The following is an 18,798-nucleotide window of genomic DNA, read 5'->3' on the forward strand; positions in this document are numbered from 1 at the left end:
TGGGCTGCACTATCAGGGAGGAGTCGAAATGAGTTACCAATCAGAGTACGACCGTTCGATGAAGGATCCGGAGGGATTCTGGGGCGACCAGGCCAAGTTGCTGGAGTGGTATAAGTTCCCGCAGCAGATATTGAGCACCGACGCTGACGGCATCGGCCACTGGTTCGCCGACGGCGAGATGAACACCTGCTACATGGCGCTCGACCATCATGTGAAGAACGGTCGCGGCAACCAGACCGCGATCATCTACGATTCTCCCGTCACCGACACCAAAACCAAGATCACTTATGCCGAGCTGACCGACCAGGTGGCTCGCACGGCGGGCATGCTGGCCGACCTCGGCGTGGTCAAGGGCGACCGCGTCATCATCTACATGCCGATGATCCCCGAAGCGGTGGTCGCCATGCTGGCGGTGGCGCGACTGGGCGCGATCCACTCGGTGGTGTTCGGCGGTTTCGCGCCGCCCGAACTGGCGGTGCGCATCGACGACGCCACGCCCAAAGTCATCATGACCGCGTCCTGCGGCATCGAGGTGAAGAAGGTCATCGAATACAAACCGCTGGTGGACAAGGCCTTCGAACTGGCGAAACACAAACCGCAAAGCTGCGTGCTGCTGCAACGGCCGCAGGCCACCGCCAGCATGATCGCTGGGCGCGACCACGATTGGGCTACGTTGCTGGAAAAATCGAAAGCGGTGGATTGCACACCGGTGAAAGGCAGCGACCCGCTCTACATCCTCTACACCTCCGGCACGACAGGCAAACCGAAAGGCGTGGTGCGCGAGAACGGCGGCCATGCGGTCGCGCTCAACTACAGCATGAAGGCCATCTACAACGTGGAAGCGGGCGATGTGTTCTGGGCCGCGTCGGACGTGGGCTGGGTGGTCGGCCACTCCTACATCGTGTACGGCCCGCTGCTGCACGGCTGCACCACGATAGTCTACGAAGGCAAACCCATCATGACGCCGGACGCGGGCGCGCTGTGGCGCATCATCGACGAATACAAGGTGAAGTCCTTTTTCACTGCTCCCACCGCGTTCCGCGCAGTGAAGAAGGAAGACCCCGATGCGCTGCTGATGAAGCCGTATGACTTGAGCAGCCTGCAAGTCATCTTCTCGGCGGGTGAGCGTCTCGACCCGCCGACGCAGGAATGGCTCACCGAGAAGAGCGGCAAGACCGTGGTGGACCACTGGTGGCAGACCGAGACCGGCTGGGGCATCACCGCCAACCTGTGGGGCGTGGAACCGAAGCCGGTGAAGCTCGGTTCCTCCACCCTGCCCACACCGGGCTTCGACGTGCGCATCCTCGACGAGAACGGCAAGCAACTGGCGCGCAACGAACAGGGCTACATCGCCATCAAGCTACCACTGCCGCCATCCTGCATGAATCGCGTGTGGGGCGACGACAACAAGTTCCGCGACGGCTATCTGAGTTTCCTGCCCGGCTACTACACCACCGGCGACGGCGGTTACATCGATGACGAAGGTTATGTGTTCGTGATGGGCCGCGTGGACGACGTGATCAATGTTGCGGGACACCGTCTCTCCACCGGCGAGATCGAGGAAGTGGTGGCCGGACATCCGGCGGTGGCCGAGTGCGCCGTCATCGCCCGTGACGACGCCCTCAAAGGACAGATCCCGATGGGACTGGTGGTGCTCAAATCCGGCGTCAACGTCGATGAAGCCGTGCTTCAAAAAGAGCTCGTCACACGCATCCGCGAGCACATCGGTGCCATCGCCTGCTACAAGGACTCGGTGATATTGAAACGCCTGCCCAAGACCCGCTCCGGCAAGACGCTGCGCAAGACCCTGAACGGCATCGTCAACGGCAAACCCTACAACGTGCCGTCAACCATCGACGATCCCGGCGTCATCAACGAGATCATAGAGACCTTGCACAACAAAGGCTTTGTAGCCTGACCGTAAACAGGCATGGCGACGCGTATAATCCGCCGCCATGTCTGAACCCAAACACGCCTTAGAACTTCTCTCCCCCGCCAAGACCGCCGCCATCGGCCGTGACGCCATCACGCACGGTGCCGATGCGGTGTACATCGGCGGGCCGTCGTTCGGCGCGCGCGACAAGGCGGGCAACTCGATGGAGGACATCGCGGCGCTGGTCGAATATGCGCACCGCTTCCGCGCGAAGATCTACGTCACACTCAACACCATCCTGCACGATGCCGAGTTGGACGCCGCGCGCAAGCTGGCGTGGGATTGTTACGACGCGGGTGTGGATGCGCTGATCGTGCAGGACATGGGTCTGCTCGAACTCGACCTGCCGCCCATCGACCTGCACGCCTCCACGCAGTGCGACATCCGCACGCCGGAGAAGGCGAAGTTCCTCGCCGATATCGGTTTCTCGCAGCTGGTGCTGGCGCGCGAGCTGACCATCGAAGAGATCATCAAGGTGCGCGCCGCCGTGCCAAGCGACACGGTGATCGAACACTTCATCCACGGTGCGCTGTGCGTCGCTTATTCCGGCCAGTGCAACATCAGCCACGCGCACACCGGACGCAGCGCCAACCGCGGCGACTGCTCGCAAGCCTGCCGCCTGCCGTACACGCTGGAAGATGAACAGGGCCGCATCGTCGCCTTCGAGAAACACCTGCTGTCGGTGAAGGACAACAACCAGAGCGGCAATCTGCGCGCGCTGGTCAATGCGGGCGTGCGCAGCTTCAAGATCGAAGGCCGCTACAAAGACGCGCCCTATGTGAAGAACATCACCGGCCACTATCGCCAGTTGCTCGACGCCATCCTGGAAGGACGCAGCGACCTGCACGCCGCCTCCAGCGGCAAGACAAAGCTGTTATTCACGCCCGATCCGGACAAGACCTTCCATCGCGGCTCGACCGATTATTTCTCGCAAGGCCGCAAGGACGACATCGGCGCATTCGACACGCCCACCTTCGTCGGCCTGCCGCTGGGCACGGTGTCGCAAGTCGGCGACAAATGGTTCGAGATGGAATCGAGCGAAGCCCTCGCCAACAGCGACGGCCTGAACTATCTGAACCATCGCGAGGTGATAGGCTTGCAGGCGAACATCGTCGAGCAGCGCGGCCCGGTGTGGCGCGTGTTCCCGAACGAGCCGATGCATACCCTGAAAAACCTGCGCGCCGGCGTTTCCATCAGCCGTAACCGCGACCATGCGTGGGAACAGGCACTGAACAAGAAATCTGCCGAGCGTCGCATCGGCGTGTCCGCCACCTTCGCCGAGACCGCAGACGGTTTCTCGCTCACGCTGCTGGATGAAGACGGTTTCGTCGCCAGCGCGCAGACCGCGTTCGAAAAACAGCCCGCCAAACATCCTGCGGAAGCAGAGCACAGTGTGCGCGAACAGCTCGCGCGTTTCGGCAGCTCGGAATTCGAACTGGATACACTCAGCGTCGACTGGACTCAACCCTGGTTCGTACCCAGCTCGCTCGCCAATAAATTACGTCGCGAAGCTGTAGAGAAACTCGAAGCCACACGCCTCGCCGCCTACTCGCGCCTGCCGCGCAAAGCCGCCGTCGAGCCGCCCGCGAAATATCCGGAAGAGACGCTTTCCTTCCTCGCCAACGTGTACAACGCCGCCGCACGAAAGTTCTACGAGAAGCACGGCGTGAAGCTTATCGCTGCCGCGTATGAAGCGCACAAGGAAGCAGGCGATGTATCGCTGATGGTCACGCGCCATTGCATCCGCTACTCGCTCAGCCTGTGTCCCAAGCAAGCCAAGGGAGTGATCGGCGTGCAGGGCCAGGTGCGTGCCGAACCGATGACACTGATCAACGGCAGCGAGAGATTGCGACTGGAATTCGACTGCAAGGAGTGCGAGATGCACGTGATGGGCAAAGCGAAGAAACACATCCTGAAGTCGCCACCGCCTTCGGCCATACCGCTCACTTTCCACGCACAGCGACCAGCCGGCTGATACTGGCACGGCGTTCCATCGGCACACGCCGACCAGTCAAAAGCAAATGGAAGCAGGATATCCTCGAACTATTCGCGGCACGAAGACCGCGATTTTCAACTATCCTTGCCCCTCGCCCTGAACAAGAACACAGCAATGAACGCGACCACAGAGCAGAACGTTTCCGAGACGACCTTCCTGGGACTGGCGCCTTTTCTGCGCGCCAGCGTCGGCGGACAAGAGCTGAAGCCGTATGCAGAATCCCTGCTCGCTGAAGCGCAACAAAGACAAACTGACGGCCCGCTGTGGATGAACCTGTCGGTCGCCATGCAATGCATAGGACAACGCGACATCGGCCTTTCCATTCAGGCGATGGCGCTGGAGCAACAGCGCATCTTCCATCTGCCCGCGATGCAGCAGCCTGTCCTCACACGCTTGCTGGTACTGATGGCACCCGGCGACATCGCCGCCAACACGCCCATCGACTGTCTGCTGGAACGCACGGATGTAGACCTGATCTTTTATTACGTCAGCCAGCCTGACCCATTCACATTGCCGGTCCCCGCACACGATGTGATGCTGGTCGCCATCAGCGAATCCGATGACAACCGCGCCACACTCCGCGCGCTGGAAGAAAAATTGAAAGGCTGGCCGCAGCCGGTCATCAACCAGCCGGGGCGTATCCCCTGCGTCGGTCGTGATGCCGCCAGCGAACTGCTGCGGGATGTGCCTGGCATAGAGATGCCGCCGACGCTGCGCTGCGGACGCGAAGTGTTGCAGGCGATCGCCACAGGCCAGTCAACTCTTTCCGAAGCGTTCCCCGGCCTCGACTATCCGATCATCGTTCGCCCCTACGACTCCCAAGCGGGTCGCGATCTGGCGCGCATCGCCTCATCCGCCGAACTGCTGGAATATCTCGCCAAAGTGCAGGCCAGCGATTTCTTCATCGCACGTTTCGTCGACTACAGTGGCGACGACGGCCTGTTCCGTAAATTCCGCATCGCGCTCATCGATGGTCAGGCCTACGCCAGTCACATGGCCGTATCCGCGCACTGGATGATCCACTACCTCAATGCAGGCATGTACGAGGATGCAGACAAGCGCGCCGAAGAACTCGCCTTCATGGATCACTTCGACGACTTCGTGCAACGCCATCGCGCCGCGCTGGACGAGATATACCGCCGCACGGGTCTCGACTATCTGCTCATCGACGGCGCCGAGACGCGCGACGGCAAGCTGCTCATCTTCGAGATCGACCACACCATGGTGGTGCACGCGATGGACCCGGAAGAACTGTTCCCCTACAAACAGCAGCACATCGCCAAGGCGCGCGATGCCTTCCGCGCCTACCTGCAACGCCTGACCGCGAGCCACCATGCCTAAGCCCAGCAACCGGCTGAACTTCTCCGGCGGGCCCGGCGCGCTGCCGGAGACCGTGCTGCAACAAGTGCAGCAGGCCATCTCTGCCGTGCCCGAGGTGGGACTCTCCATCCTCGGCATCAGCCACCGTTCCGACTGGTTCGCCGCTGTGGTGGCCGAACTGGAAGACAACATCCGCAGCCTGCTCGGCCTGAACAAGGACTATCACGTGCTGTTCCTGCAAGGCGGCGCGACCCAGCAGTTCTCCATGATCCCCATGACATTGCTGCGCGGCAAAACCACGCCAGCGGAATATCTGCACACCGGTTACTGGAGCGGCAAAGCACTGGCCGAGGCCAGACGCGAAGGCCCGATACGCGTGCTATGGAGCGGCGAAACAGAACACTTCAGCCGCCTGCCGAGCGATGCCGAGCTCGACTACTCGCCGGATGCACCCTATCTGCACTACATCTCCAACGAGACCGTGGAAGGTCTGCAGTTCCAGCGCGTGCTCGGCCGCGACGACGTACCGCGCGTGTGCGACATGTCGTCCGACTTCCTGTCGCGCCCCTGCGCGGCGGAGCGCTACGCCATGATCTATGCGCATGCGCAAAAGAACATCGGCCCCGCCGGGGTAACGGTGGTGCTGTTGCGCGACGAGATACTGAAAGACGCACCGGACGACCTGCCCGGCTTCCTCAACTACCGCAGCCACATCAAAGCCCACTCCATCTTCAACACCCCGCCGGTGTTCTCCATCTACGTGGTGCTGCTGGTGACGCGCTGGCTGTTGAACGAGGTAGGCGGACTGGAGAACATGGCCGCGCTCAACACGCAAAAAGCCGAGCTGCTCTATCGCACGCTCGACCAAAGCGACAACTTCTACCGCGGCCACGCCGCCGTCGCCGACCGCTCGCAGATGAACGTGTCTTTCAACCTGCCCAGCAAGGAACTAGAACAACGCTTCCTGCAGGAATCTTCCGCAGCAGGCTTCTCCGGCCTGGGCGGCCACCGCTCCATAGGCGGCATGCGCGCCTCGCTCTACAACGGGTTGACGCTGTCGGCGGTGGAAGAACTGGTTGGATTCATGGCGGAATTCAAGAAGGCGAACGGCTGATTTTCGGCAACGAGGAATCAAGGGTAGACTTCTGCTGTCGGCCACTTTGAGACACCCAGATGTATCCTCCAATTTATGACGTTCAAGCCGTGAGGGCCAGTATGAGAACCCTTCAACTGTGGTTGCAGAGAATTTCCAAACTTGGATTGGTCTTGTTGCTGGGTGCAAGCATGAATGTTTGTGCTGGGATCTTGGGTTTCGGCGGCGATAGCTGGAATGAAGAAGTGCTGCTGCATGACGGGCAGAAAATCATCGCCGAACGCTCGCAAACCTATGGCGGTCGACATGAGGTCGGACAGGCGCTGCCAATCAAGGAGCACACCATCAAATTCACCTTGCCGGGTTCCAATCAGAAACTGACATGGTCAAGTGAATATGGAGAAGAAACAGGGCGCACAAACTTCAACCTGCTCGCACTGCATGTGCTGAACGGCACCGCCTACATCGTTGCCGAACCAAACCTGTGCTTGTCCTACAACAAATGGGGTAGACCGAACCCGCCTTATGTGTTTTTCAAATACGACGGCAAGGGCTGGCAACGTATACAACTGTCAGAGCTCCCCGCCGAGTTCAAGACGGTCAATCTTGATTTTGGAATGACTTGGGCTATTCGGGGTAGGGAGGTCAAATTTGACAGAGGCGACCTTCTTCTTGCTGAAACTATCGCCCGGCACAACCAGGAAAGCAGACAACCCGAATACCGCAGCATTCTGAGGGAGGTGATGAAGGGCGGGGAGGGTTCGCAGGTTCATTGCGAAATACTTATTCCTTACGGGCAAGGGGGATGGCTCGGTGTTGACTGGTTCACCGATCAGCCAACGCTGGCGGCATGCCTGAAATTCTGTGACACAAAAAATGTAAATGCTGATGCCTGCCCATGTAACTCAATCTTTAAGGGAGCGAAATAATCATGGCTACAGCAATCGAATATGCGTTGATGGCGGGTGCTGCATCTCGCTTCTTGAATGACCGCTATGGAGAGACCTCCATGTCCGTTGTGGGTTAGTTCCTGCCGGTCGCCATCGTCTGCTTTCCGGCATTTCAATAATTCAATTTACGTAATGCGCAATCATTACTGCGCCGGTTAGTCGCTGGCTTGCCTTCCCACCCACCCGGATATTCATTTTGCCGATCCCCGCAAAGAATCTATACTCCGGCACTCGCAAAGCAACATTTCCATCGATAGCTTGAAGTTGGATACAGGGAGTCATTCATGAAAACTTATCTTATGGGTTTACTTGCCGCTGCGATGATGCTGTTCGGTGCTAATGCCCTTGCAGCCGGTGAAGAAGGTGGCGGGCATAGCACAACCACCAAGCTGGAAGTTGAAGAACTGAAGCCGGTTACGGGACAGGCACCTGAAGCAGCGGCCCCCGTGGCGAAGCCGGTCAAGCAGCGCAGCAACTCAAACAAACCGCGCTCCAAGGATCTGGATCTCAGACATTGCCTGGAACTGACGGATAACGCTGCGATCGCGCAATGTGCACGGGAGTGAAGCGCTAGCTAGCCAACGCAACCTAGTCGCCGCGCATCCGCTGCGCACCGAGCAAGCGCCGGCCCCACTACCGGCGCGATTCAAAGATTCGCAACCATGATCAAACTCAAACTGCACTGGCAGATACTCATCGCCCTCTTGCTGGCCGCCGTTGCCGGGTCACTGGCGGGCACCGAGGCGACGTTGTTCGGCGTGCGTTATTACGCGGTGTTCGATTTCATCGGCACGCTGTTCCTCAATGCCTTGAAGATGCTGATCGTGCCGCTGGTGGTGTCTTCCATCATCGTCGGCATCGCGGGCATCGGCGGAGGTGGCGCGTTCGGGCGGCTGGGCGCAAAAACGCTGATCTATTACGCGACCACCAGCCTGTTCGCCATCCTGATCGGCCTCGCCATCGTCAACATGACCGCACCCGGCATCATCGACGGCCAACCGGCGAAGGAACGACTCGGCATGGCGCAGGTGAGCGAGGAGGTAGTTGCCAGCATGGAAGGCAAAGGTGCGGGCGATCTGGTCGGCATCTTCCTGCGCATGGTGCCAACCAATATCGTGTCGGCGGCGGCGGACGGGCAGATGCTGGGGCTGATCTTCTTCAGCCTGCTGTTCGGTTTCTTCATGACCAAGATCGAGGCGCCCTACGCCGAGAGTCAGTACAAGTTCTGGAACGGGCTGTTCCAGGTGATGATGAAGATCACCGACTGGGTGATGAAGTTCGCGCCCATCGGGGTGTTCGGTCTGGTGGCGAAGGTAGTGGCGAGCACCGGCTTTGCCGCCATCGCGCCGCTGGCCTGGTTCTTCTTCAGCGTGCTAACGGGGCTGGCTGTGCATTCCCTGCTGGTGTTGCCTGCCTTGCTGTATTTCGTGGGCGGGGTGAGCCCGCTGCGCCATTACCGCGCCATGGCACCCGCCCTGCTCACCGCCTTCTCCACCAGTTCTTCCGCCGCCACCCTGCCGCTGACCATGGAATGCGTGGAGAAGAACGCGGGCGTCTCCAACCGCACCAGCAGCTTCGTGCTGCCGCTGGGCGCGACGGTGAACATGGACGGCACCGCGCTGTATGAATGCGTGGCGGCGATGTTCATCGCGCAGGCTTACGGCATCGAGCTGGGCTTCGTGCAGCAGTTCACCATCGTGCTGCTGGCGCTGGTCACCTCCATCGGCGTGGCGGCCATCCCCTCCGCCAGCCTGGTCGCCATCGCCATCATCCTCGCTGCCATCGGCCTGCCGCTGGAGGCGATCGGTCTCATCCTGGCGGTGGATCGCGTGCTGGATATGTGCCGCACTTCGGTGAATGTCTTCAGCGATTCATGCGGGGCGGTTATCATCGCGCGTCTGGATGGCGAGGAGAACGTGTTGCTCGACACGCCTCCGTCCGCAGCCAAAGGTTAATAATCAGCAAGTTGTTCTAATCAGGAGTCTCCGTTGAGCGTCAATTACGATGAGTCGTCATTCAAGGTGCTGCGCGGCCTGGACCCCGTGCGCCAGCGCCCCGGCATGTACACCACGCTGGACAATCCCAACCACATCATCGCCGAGGTGGTGGACAACGCCTGCGACGAAGCACTAGCCGGTTTTGCCAAGAACATCTTCGTCACCGCGCACATCGACGGCTCGGTATCGGTACAAGACGACGGGCGCGGCATCCCGGTGGGCATCCATCCGGAAGAGCAGAAATCCGTGGTCGAGGTCGCCTACACCGTGCTGCACTCGGGCGGTAAGTTCGACAAGGAAGCAGGCGGTGCCTACCAGTTCTCCGGCGGTCTGCACGGCGTGGGCGTGGCGGTCACCAACGCGCTGTCCACCGCGCTCGAGGTCACCGTGTTCCGCGACGGCGGCGAACACCATCTACGTTTCGAGCAAGGCGTCGCCAAGCAGCCGCTGCTGCGCGTCGGCGAATGTCCCAAGCGCAAGACCGGCACCAGCGTGCGCGCCTGGCCCGACCCGAAACATTTCGACGCGCCCAACGTCAACCTCGCACAACTGGAACGCGCGCTGCGCTCCAAGGCAGTGTTGCTGCCGGGCGTGGTCGTCACGCTGCTGATCGAGAAGACTGGCGAGCGCAAGGAATGGACCTATCCGGACGGACTGCGCGGCTATCTGACGCAGGCACTGGATGCGCAGGAAGACGGCGGCACTTTGATCGCGCCGATCTTCTCCGGCGAGCGCTACGTCGGCAAACACGACGACAACTATGCCGAAGGCGAAGGCGCGGCTTGGGCGCTTGCTTGGACCGAGGAAGGCGCGATCACGCGCGAGTCCTATGTGAACCTGATCCCCACCTGGAACGGCGGCACGCACGACTCCGGCCTGCGCGACGCGATGTTCAACGCGGTGAAGAGCTTCATCGAGATGCACGGCATGCTGCCCAAGGGCGTGAAGCTGACTTCGGACGACGTCGCCAACCGCGCCAGCTTCGTGCTGTCGACCAAGGTGCTCGACCCTTCTTTCCAGGGGCAGACCAAGGACAGGCTGGTATCGCGCACCGCGCTCAAACTGGTCTCGTCGATGATCAACGACCCGCTGCTGCTGTGGCTGAACGAGCATGTGGACTACGGCAAGCGCATCGCCGAGGTGGTCATCAAGCAGGCGCAGAGCCGCATGAAGTCGGCACAGAAGGTGGAGAAGAAGAAAGGTTCCTCGGTGGCGGTGTTGCCGGGCAAGCTGACCGACGCGGCGGATTTCAATCCCGAGCGCAACGAGCTGTTCCTGGTCGAGGGTGATTCCGCCGGCGGCTCGGCCAAGCAGGGACGCAGCAAGGAGTTCCAGGCCATCCTGCCGCTGCGCGGCAAGGTGCTCAATACTTTCGAGGTGGACAGGAACCGTCTGTTCGCCAATGCCGAGGTGCACGACATCGCGGTGGCCATCGGCGTCGATCCGCATGACCTGACCGACAACGTCGATCTGTCCGGCCTGCGTTACAAGGGCATCTACATCATGGCCGACGCGGACGTGGACGGTTCGCACATCGCCACGCTGCTGCTGACGCTCTTCTTCCGCCACTTCCCGCGACTGGTCGCCGACGGCCACATCTTCCTCGCACAGCCGCCTTTGTTCCGCGTCGACGTACCGGCGCAGGGCAAGAAGCCGCTGCGCAAGATCTACGCCTTGAACGAAGACGAACTGACCTCCATCGAAGACCGTCTGCGCAAGGACAAGGTGCGCGAAGGCGCGTGGTCGATCTCGCGCTTCAAAGGTCTGGGCGAGATGAACCCGGAACAGTTGTGGGACACCACGATGAACCCGGACACGCGACGCGCGCTGTGCGTGGCGCTGGATGCGTCGACCAAGGACCACACGCACCGCATCATGAACATGCTGATGGGTAAACAGGAATCGGGCGCGCGACGCGCCTGGCTGGAATATCACGGGAACGAGGTCACAGTCGATGTCTGATCTGCCACAACTTTTCGAAGAAGAGAACGAACAACCGGAAGACGCTGCGCAGGAATCCACTGCTGTGGGCGACGGCGGCAACGGCGCAGTCGAACGCTTCGCGCCGCTGCCCCCGCCGCCGGATGGCGACTCGGTGCCGCTGGCGCAATACGCCGAGCGCGCCTATCTGGAATACGCGGTGTCGGTGGTCAAGGGCCGCGCCCTGCCCGACGTGTGCGACGGCCAGAAGCCGGTGCAGCGCCGCATCCTGTACGCGATGCGCGAGATGGGCCTGGCGCACAACAGCAAACATGTGAAGTCCGCACGTGTGGTGGGTGAGGTGCTGGGTAAGTTCCACCCGCACGGCGACTCATCCGCGTATGAAGCGATGGTGCGTTTGGCGCAGAGTTTCTCCATGCGTTATCCGCTGGTGGATGGCCAGGGAAACTTCGGTTCGCGCGACGGCGACAATGCTGCCGCGATGCGATACACCGAAGCGCGTCTGACACCGATCGCCGATCTGCTGCTGTCCGAGTTGAACATGGGCACGGTGGACATGCAGCCGAACTACGACGGCCACTTCGACGAACCGTCGATGTTGCCCGCGCGTCTGCCCATGGTGCTGCTCAACGGCGCATCGGGTATCGCGGTGGGTATGGCGACCGAGATCCCTTCGCACAATCTGCGCGAAGTCGGCACCGCCGCCGCAATTTGCGTGCGCGACCCAAATTGTTCCGATGAAGAACTGCTGGCCTCGATCACCGGTCCCGACCTGCCCAGCGGCGGACAGATCATCTCCTCGCCGCGCGAGATCAGCGAGTGTTACCGCAGCGGTCGCGGCTCGCTCAAGATGCGTGCGCGCTGGAAGATCGAAGAACTGGCACGCGGCCAGTGGCGCGTGGCAGTGTATGAACTGCCGCACGGCACGTCGGCCAAGAAGATCATGGAAGAGATCGAGGATCTCACCAATCCAAAAGTGCGCACCAACAAGAAGGCACTGACGCAGGAGCAGGTGCAGAACAAGCAACTGCTGCTGTCTGTGCTGGACAAGGTGGCGGACGAATCGGACAAGGATCAGGCAGTACGTCTGGTGTTCGAACCGAAGTCCAGCCGCCAGTCGGCGGAAGAGTTGATGACCATCCTGCTGGCGCACACCAGTTTGGAAAGTTCGCTGCAACTGAACATGGTGATGATCAGCTTGGACGGTCGTCCGCGCCAGAAACCGATGGCGGAGATATTGCGCGAGTGGGCAGCGTTCCGTTTGGGCACCGTGCGTCGCCGCTGCGAACATCGTCTGGCGCAGGTGAACGACCGCATCCACATCCTCGACGGTCGCATGATCGTATATCTGAATCTGGACGAGGTGATCGCGCTGATCCGCGAATCGGACGAACCCAAGCAGGCCTTGATCGAACGCTTCGATCTGTCCGACCGTCAGGCCGAAGACATCCTTGAGATCCGTCTGCGTCAGTTGGCGAAGATGGAAGGCATCAAAATCGAGCGCGAGTTGAAGCAACTGAAGGACGAAGGCGAAGAGCTGGGCAAGCTACTCGCCTCCGACGCTATGATGCGCCGCCGCGTAGCGAAAGAGATCGACGAAGACATCAAGACCTTCGGCGACGAGCGCCGCACTTTGATCGAGCAAGCCGAGCGCGTAGTGCTGACCACGCAGGTGGTGGACGAGCCGGTTACCGTATTAATCTCGAAGAAACACTGGGGGCGCACGCGTCAGGGCCACGGACTCGATCTGGCTGCCATCTCGTTCAAGGACGGCGATGGTTTGCTGGGCGCGTTCGAATGCCGTACCACTGACCACTGCATCGTGATCTGCAGCAACGGTCGTGTGTGCAGCATCCCGGTGCATCTGCTGCCGGGCGGTCGCGGTGACGGTGTGCCGCTGGCGACACTGATCGAAGTGGCGACCGGCGCCAAGATCGTGCATGTGATCTGCGGCAAGGCTGAACAACATGTGCTGCTGGCGACTGCTGCCGGTTACGGCTTCATCTGCACCATCGCCAATATGGTGGGACGCAACAAGGCCGGAAAACAGTTCATCAGCGTGGAAGGCGAAGTGATTCTCGCGCCTGCGTTGTTCACACCAAGCGATAACGCACTGGTGGTGGCGGCTTGCAGATCAGGCCGTCTGCTCACCTTCCTGTTGGCCGAGATGAAACAACTCGCAGGCGGCGGCAAGGGCGTGGTGGTGATGGGTATCGCTGACGATGATGCATTGGCGGCGGTAACCGTAACCAACCAACCCAAGATCACCGTGATCACCAACAACGGCGGCAAAGAGCAGAGCATGCAACTCAACGATAAAGACTTGCAAAACCATTTCGGCAAACGCGCACGCATGGGTAAAGCGCTGGCACTGAAAGGCAAGTCAGTCGTGACAGAGTTGAAGTCGTAAGAATGTGTGTTGCGGGTGACGACATCACCGTCATCCGCACACATCCGCGTTAGAATCCCGCCCCCGTTTTTTCTTCAAAGTTCAGGTCAAATTTATGTGGTTCAAGAATCTACTCATCTATCGTCTAAACAAATGGGATGTCACGCCCGAACAGTTTGAAGAGAAACTCTCCAACCTTGCACTGCAACCTTGCTCCGGTCTGGAGATGCAACGCGTGGGTTGGATCGCACCAAAAGAGAATGCACCCGCTTTCGTGCACACGCTGGGCAAGCAGATGTTGATCTGCCTCGGTGCGGAGAAGAAGTTGCTGCCCGCCTCGGTCATCAACACCATCAGCAAAGAGCGTGCAGCGGAGATGGAAGAGCAGCAAGGCTATAAGCCCGGCCGCAAACAGATGAAGCAACTGAAGGAAGCGGTCACCGACGAGCTACTGCCGCGCGCGTTCGCCGTGCGTCGCCGCACCTATGCATGGATAGACACTGCCGCCGGGCTGCTGGTGCTGGACGCGGCCAACCTCGCCAAGGCAGACGAGTTGGTCGAGCTACTGGTCAAGTCGGTGGACGGCATCGGCTTCACACCGCTCAAGACCGAAGTCTCACCCACCACCGCCATGACTGCATGGTTGGCCGGCGACGATCTGGCATCGGTATTCACCGTCGACCGCGATTGCGAACTGCGCGCCTCCGGCGACGAGAAAGCGACCGTGCGTTACGTGCGCCACACACTGGAAGCGGAGGAGATCGCCAAGCACATCACCGGCGGCAAGGAAGTAACCAAACTGGCAATGACCTGGTATGACCGCATCTCATTCGTGCTGCACGAGAACGGCCAGATCAAACGCCTGCAAGCGCTCGACTTGCTCAAAGACCAGGCCGACAGCGATGCACAGGACGACGCCTTCGATGCAGACTTCGCCTTGATGACCGGCGAGTTGAAGAAGTTACTGCCCGCCATCATCGAGGCTCTGGGTGGCGAGAGTAAACCGACGGCATAGTAGGCACCATGACCGTTAGTGAGGGGCACTAAAGAAGGAGTGCCACTCACACTTAAGAATTATTGTTTCTTGCCGAAACAGGCTTATGCTTCGCCCGAACTGGCAAAGCGTGACCATATTTTGAAAGGGCAATAATGGCGAGCAAGACTCCCTCCATACTCAAGCAACTGAAGTATTCCTTCCTCGGCTTCGGCCTGCTGATGGGCATCATCTTCCCGTTCTATGCAAACATCTTCGTGGAGTGGAAACCCGGCATGCTGGGCTGGTTCGTCACCGGCTGCATCGTGGCCGGCATCACGATAGGCATCACCAATCACATGCTGCTGGAGTGGCTGCTGGTGGGCAAATTGCGCAAGGTCGCGGTCGCCGCCGAACGCATACGCGGCGGCGACTTGCGTGAGGGTTGCGGCATCCGCAGTGCGGATACGGTGGGCGAGATCACCGGCGGGTTCGATTCCATGGCATCGGAATTGCGCGACACACTGAGTGGGGTAACCGCATCCGCGCACACGGTCGATGTGACAGCGCGCGAGATAGGCGATTCGATGAGCTCGCTCGGCAGCAGCATGCAGGAATATCGCCAGAACGAGCAGGAGATCATCAAGGTCATCAACGGCATGGCCGATGCGTCGCGCGCCATACTCGAACTGTCCGACTCGGCGGGCGGCAGTGCCGCTTCCGCCGATGCACTGGTGCGCAACGGTGTGAAGCATGTCGCGGCGACCGAGCAAGCCATCTCCGTGCTGGATGCGGCCAGCCGCAAGATCTCCGCCAATGCCGACAGTCTGGAAAGCAGCGCCAAGGAGGTCGAGACAGCGGTGTCCGCCATACGCGCCATCGCGGAACAGACCAATCTGCTGGCCCTCAACGCGGCCATCGAAGCGGCGCGCGCGGGCGAACAGGGTCGCGGCTTCGCAGTCGTCGCTGATGAAGTCAGGAAACTGTCCGAGCAGGCGGCACAGGCGACCACGCGCATCGACGGCGTGCTCAAACAGGTGAGCGCCGATGTCGCCTCCACGGTCAGCATCTCCGAAGAGAACGCCAGTGCCGTCGCCGACGGTTTGCGCGCTTCGAAACTCTCCTCCGAGACCTTCGTGCAGATCGAGCAAGCCACTGCCGCCATGAATGCATCGGTCGCGGAGGTACGCGAGGCTGCTGACGACCAGCAGATGCTGGTCGGACTCGTACTCAAGCGTATCGAAGAGAATCAACACAGCACGGACGAGACCGCCAAACTCACCTCGCAATGCGTCAAGGAATCGGAGCGCATGATCGCCACGGCGCACACGCTGAATGAAGCCACGCACCGATTCATCGTCTAACCGACAGAAAAAACCATCTGATGCCGCCACTTAAGGACTATTGACCAGCCATAGGGTACGGGTTAGGGTTCGCCACATGATCTCCGCATCCACCTTCCTTGCTGCATGCCGCAGATCGATGCTGCCTGTCGCCGCGTTACTGGCACTGGCAGCGACGCCGCCGCTCTGGGCAGCCCAACCGGTGCTGCGCGTGCTGGCATGGCCGGGGTATGCAGAACCTGAAGTGGTGCAACGTTTCGAACTTGAGCATCAGGTGAAGGTCGAGCTGACCGTGGTCACCTCCGATGCGACGCTGTGGGAGAAGGTCAGCGCACACAACCGCGACTTCGACGTGTTCGCTGTCAACACCGCCGAACTGCAGCGCTACATCGCCGCCAATCTGGTGCAGCCGGTGCATGCCGGGAAGATCCCGAACACACACAACCAACTCGCACGCTTCCGAGACCTGTCCGCCATCCCCGGCCTGATGCACAACGGCAAGGCCTATGCGCTGCCCTATACCTATACGCAGATGGGCCTGATCTATGACCGCAAGCAGTTCCGAACGCCGCCGCACTCGATCAGCGCGCTTTGGGACGAACGCTATCGCGGCAAGGTGATCGCCTACGACGGTGGCACGCACAACTTTTCACTGGCCGCGCAGTCGTTGCGACTCGCCTCTCCCTTTCGCATCGCGCCGCAGGATGTCCCCCGGGCCGCCGCACGCCTGATCGAATTGCGGCGCAATGCGCTCGGCTTCTACACGCAGCCGGCAGAATCGACACAGTTGTTCATGCGGCACGGTGCCGCGCTGATGTTCGCCAATTACGGTATGCAGCAGGTACAGATGCTCAAGCAGGCGGGCGCGGACATCGGTTACGTGATCCCGCAGGAAGGTGCGCTGGCCTGGCTGGATTGCTGGAGCATCACGCGCGATGCGCATGACCCGGCGCTGGCGCATGCCTGGATAGACCATCTGCTCGATCCGCAGGCCAGCCGCTTGCTAGTCGAACGGCAGGGACTTTCCAACACCATGGTCGATGACAGCAACGGCCAGCCGAACGGCAAGCCGCTGTGGCTGGAGCCGCCGGAAGATACCGTCCGGCGCGAAAGACTGTGGGAACGGATACGTTCCGGCGACCGCCTGACACGGGTACTGGCGCCATGAGATTCACCATCGCCTGGCGTCTCGGTCTGGTGCTAGTCATGGTCGGCTTGCTGGGCACCGGCCTGACCGGATACTTCGCCTATCAGGCCAGCCGCGAACAATTGCTGAAGTCTTCCGAGGAACGCCTGCTGACCGCGACCCAGGTGTTGATGCGGCAAGTGACGGTCGCCCTGAATGACGTAAAAGCCGATGTGCAACTGATCGCACAGCATCCGCAAGCGCCGCGCATCCTGCAACGCAGCACAGCCGGCTACCAGGCACTCAGCGAAGAGAACGTCGCCAAGATATTCGAGGGTTTGATGGCGGTGCATCCGGAATATTTCCAGATGCGCCTGATCGAAGCCGACAATCACGGCATGGAACGCATCCGTATCGATCGCGACATGGGCGGACTGCTGCGCATCAGCGGCGACGATCTGCAGGAGAAAGGCCACTATCCCTATGTGTTCGAGACGCTGCGGCTCCCGCCCGGCAGCATCTATGTCTCACGTGCCACGATCAACCACGAGACCGGCGCGCACGCCGGCGAGGGCCGCCCCGCCCTGCAGGTGGCAGCCCCCATCCATGATGCACGGCGACACGCCATCGGACTGATCGTGATCAACGTCGACCTGCAAGGTTTGTTCGCGCAACTGGCTGCCGACCTGCCACCCGAGTTGAAACTCTATCTGGCGAATGGCAGGGGCGACTACCTGATCCATCCCGATCCGTCGCGCAGCTTCGCATTCGACCGCGGGCAAGTCGCCCGCGTGCAGGATGAGTTCCCGGCCATGGCCGCAGCGCTGAATGGCAGTCAGGAAGAAAGAACGCATCTCGTCACTTCCAACCGTGCGTCTGATGCGGAACCATTGGTGGCGGCTTTCGGCACCAGGACCATCCCGGACATGGAAGGCAACGATGCGTTCATCCTGGGCCTGTCACAACCGCGGGAGAGCGTGCTATCGGAAAGTAAGCAGCTCGCCTCGATCACGCTGGGCATCGTGCTGAGCTTCAGTGCGATGACGGTTCTACTCGCCTACTTTCTGGCACGCGCCTTCAACCGTCCCTTCTATCGCATCGTGGCGGAGATCAGACGTTTTTCAGCGGAAGGCAAGATCGGCAACCTGCCCACGAACCGGCGTGACGAGATCGGTGAACTGGCGCACAGCATCCAGTTGATGGAAAGACAGATCCAGCATCAGATCGAAGACCTGCAGATGCAGCAGGAGATGCTCGACCATCAGGCCAGTCACGACAGCCTGACCGACCTTCCCAACCGCCGCATGTTCCTCGACCGGCTACAACATGCGCTGGCACGGGCAAAAAGACAGGATGAACAATTACTGTTGTTGTTCATCGATCTCGATGACTTCAAGATCATCAATGACACGCACGGCCATGCGGCAGGCGATGCGGTGTTGCAGGCGGTCGCGCAACGCCTGCGCGCCCTGCTGCGTGAATCCGATACTGCAGCGCGTCTGGGCGGTGACGAATTCATCATCCTGTTCGAAGGGACATGGGACGATGCGCAGATCGAACAGATGGTACACAAGGTGCAGACCGCCATGGCAGATCCCATCCCATATCAAGATATTGAACTGCACTCCGGCGGCAGCATCGGCTACAGCCGCTTCCCGCAAGACGGCAGCACCTCATCGACGCTGATCGCGGCGGCCGACCAGGCGATGTATCACTGCAAATCGAACGGGCGCTGAG

The 18,798-nt window shown here is 60.6% G+C and carries 13 protein-coding genes; all 13 read left to right on the plus strand.

Annotation, left to right across the window (positions count from 1 at the left end; all coding sequences use genetic code 11):
* The first annotated feature begins 28 nt into the window (after nt 1–28).
* Nucleotides 29–1,918: a propionyl-CoA synthetase gene (locus ACYCZ5_RS08110; protein WP_461544293.1), complete on the plus strand. Its 1,890-nt coding sequence runs from the start codon at nt 29–31 to the stop codon at nt 1,916–1,918.
* Between the two features lie 37 nt (nt 1,919–1,955).
* Nucleotides 1,956–3,908, plus strand: coding sequence for a peptidase U32 family protein (locus ACYCZ5_RS08115; RefSeq protein ID WP_461544294.1), 1,953 nt, complete (start codon nt 1,956–1,958; stop codon nt 3,906–3,908).
* A 135-nt stretch (nt 3,909–4,043) separates the two neighbouring features.
* Complete coding sequence (locus ACYCZ5_RS08120; protein ID WP_461544295.1) at nt 4,044–5,270, plus strand: ATP-grasp domain-containing protein; 1,227 nt, start codon at nt 4,044–4,046, stop codon at nt 5,268–5,270.
* Nucleotides 5,263–6,363, plus strand: a complete 1,101-nt coding sequence (locus tag ACYCZ5_RS08125) for a phosphoserine transaminase (protein WP_461544296.1) — start codon at nt 5,263–5,265, stop codon at nt 6,361–6,363. The genes ACYCZ5_RS08120 and ACYCZ5_RS08125 overlap by 8 nt, the downstream gene beginning before the upstream one ends.
* A gap of 101 nt (nt 6,364–6,464) precedes the next feature.
* Nucleotides 6,465–7,271: a hypothetical protein gene (locus ACYCZ5_RS08130; RefSeq protein WP_461544297.1), complete on the plus strand. Its 807-nt coding sequence runs from the start codon at nt 6,465–6,467 to the stop codon at nt 7,269–7,271.
* A 305-nt stretch (nt 7,272–7,576) separates the two neighbouring features.
* The gene (locus ACYCZ5_RS08135; protein ID WP_461544298.1) at nt 7,577–7,858 is read left to right on the plus strand and encodes a hypothetical protein; all 282 of its coding nucleotides are present in this window, start codon (nt 7,577–7,579) and stop codon (nt 7,856–7,858) included.
* Between the two features lie 96 nt (nt 7,859–7,954).
* On the plus strand, nt 7,955–9,247 hold the full coding sequence (locus ACYCZ5_RS08140; protein ID WP_461544299.1) for a dicarboxylate/amino acid:cation symporter: 1,293 nt from the start codon (nt 7,955–7,957) through the stop codon (nt 9,245–9,247).
* Between the two features lie 33 nt (nt 9,248–9,280).
* Nucleotides 9,281–11,251, plus strand: a complete 1,971-nt coding sequence (locus tag ACYCZ5_RS08145; protein WP_461544300.1) for a DNA topoisomerase IV subunit B — start codon at nt 9,281–9,283, stop codon at nt 11,249–11,251.
* Nucleotides 11,244–13,640, plus strand: coding sequence for a DNA topoisomerase IV subunit A (gene parC / locus ACYCZ5_RS08150; protein ID WP_461544301.1), 2,397 nt, complete (start codon nt 11,244–11,246; stop codon nt 13,638–13,640). The genes ACYCZ5_RS08145 and parC overlap by 8 nt, the downstream gene beginning before the upstream one ends.
* Nucleotides 13,641–13,734: 94 nt before the next feature.
* The gene (locus tag ACYCZ5_RS08155) at nt 13,735–14,634 is read left to right on the plus strand and encodes a recombination-associated protein RdgC (protein ID WP_461544302.1); all 900 of its coding nucleotides are present in this window, start codon (nt 13,735–13,737) and stop codon (nt 14,632–14,634) included.
* Between the two features lie 134 nt (nt 14,635–14,768).
* The gene (locus ACYCZ5_RS08160; protein WP_461544303.1) at nt 14,769–15,956 is read left to right on the plus strand and encodes a methyl-accepting chemotaxis protein; all 1,188 of its coding nucleotides are present in this window, start codon (nt 14,769–14,771) and stop codon (nt 15,954–15,956) included.
* 76 nt (nt 15,957–16,032) lie between these two features.
* Nucleotides 16,033–17,103 carry an extracellular solute-binding protein gene (locus ACYCZ5_RS08165; protein WP_461544304.1) on the plus strand — a complete coding sequence of 357 codons (1,071 nt, stop codon included), beginning with the start codon at nt 16,033–16,035 and terminating at the stop codon, nt 17,101–17,103.
* Nucleotides 17,100–18,797 (plus strand): diguanylate cyclase domain-containing protein, encoded by a 1,698-nt coding sequence (locus tag ACYCZ5_RS08170; protein WP_461544305.1) that lies wholly within the window; start codon nt 17,100–17,102, stop codon nt 18,795–18,797. Before ACYCZ5_RS08165 ends, ACYCZ5_RS08170 begins: the two co-directional genes overlap by 4 nt.
* Nucleotide 18,798 lies beyond the last annotated feature (1 nt).

It is taken from the genome of Sideroxydans sp. (assembly GCF_054604835.1).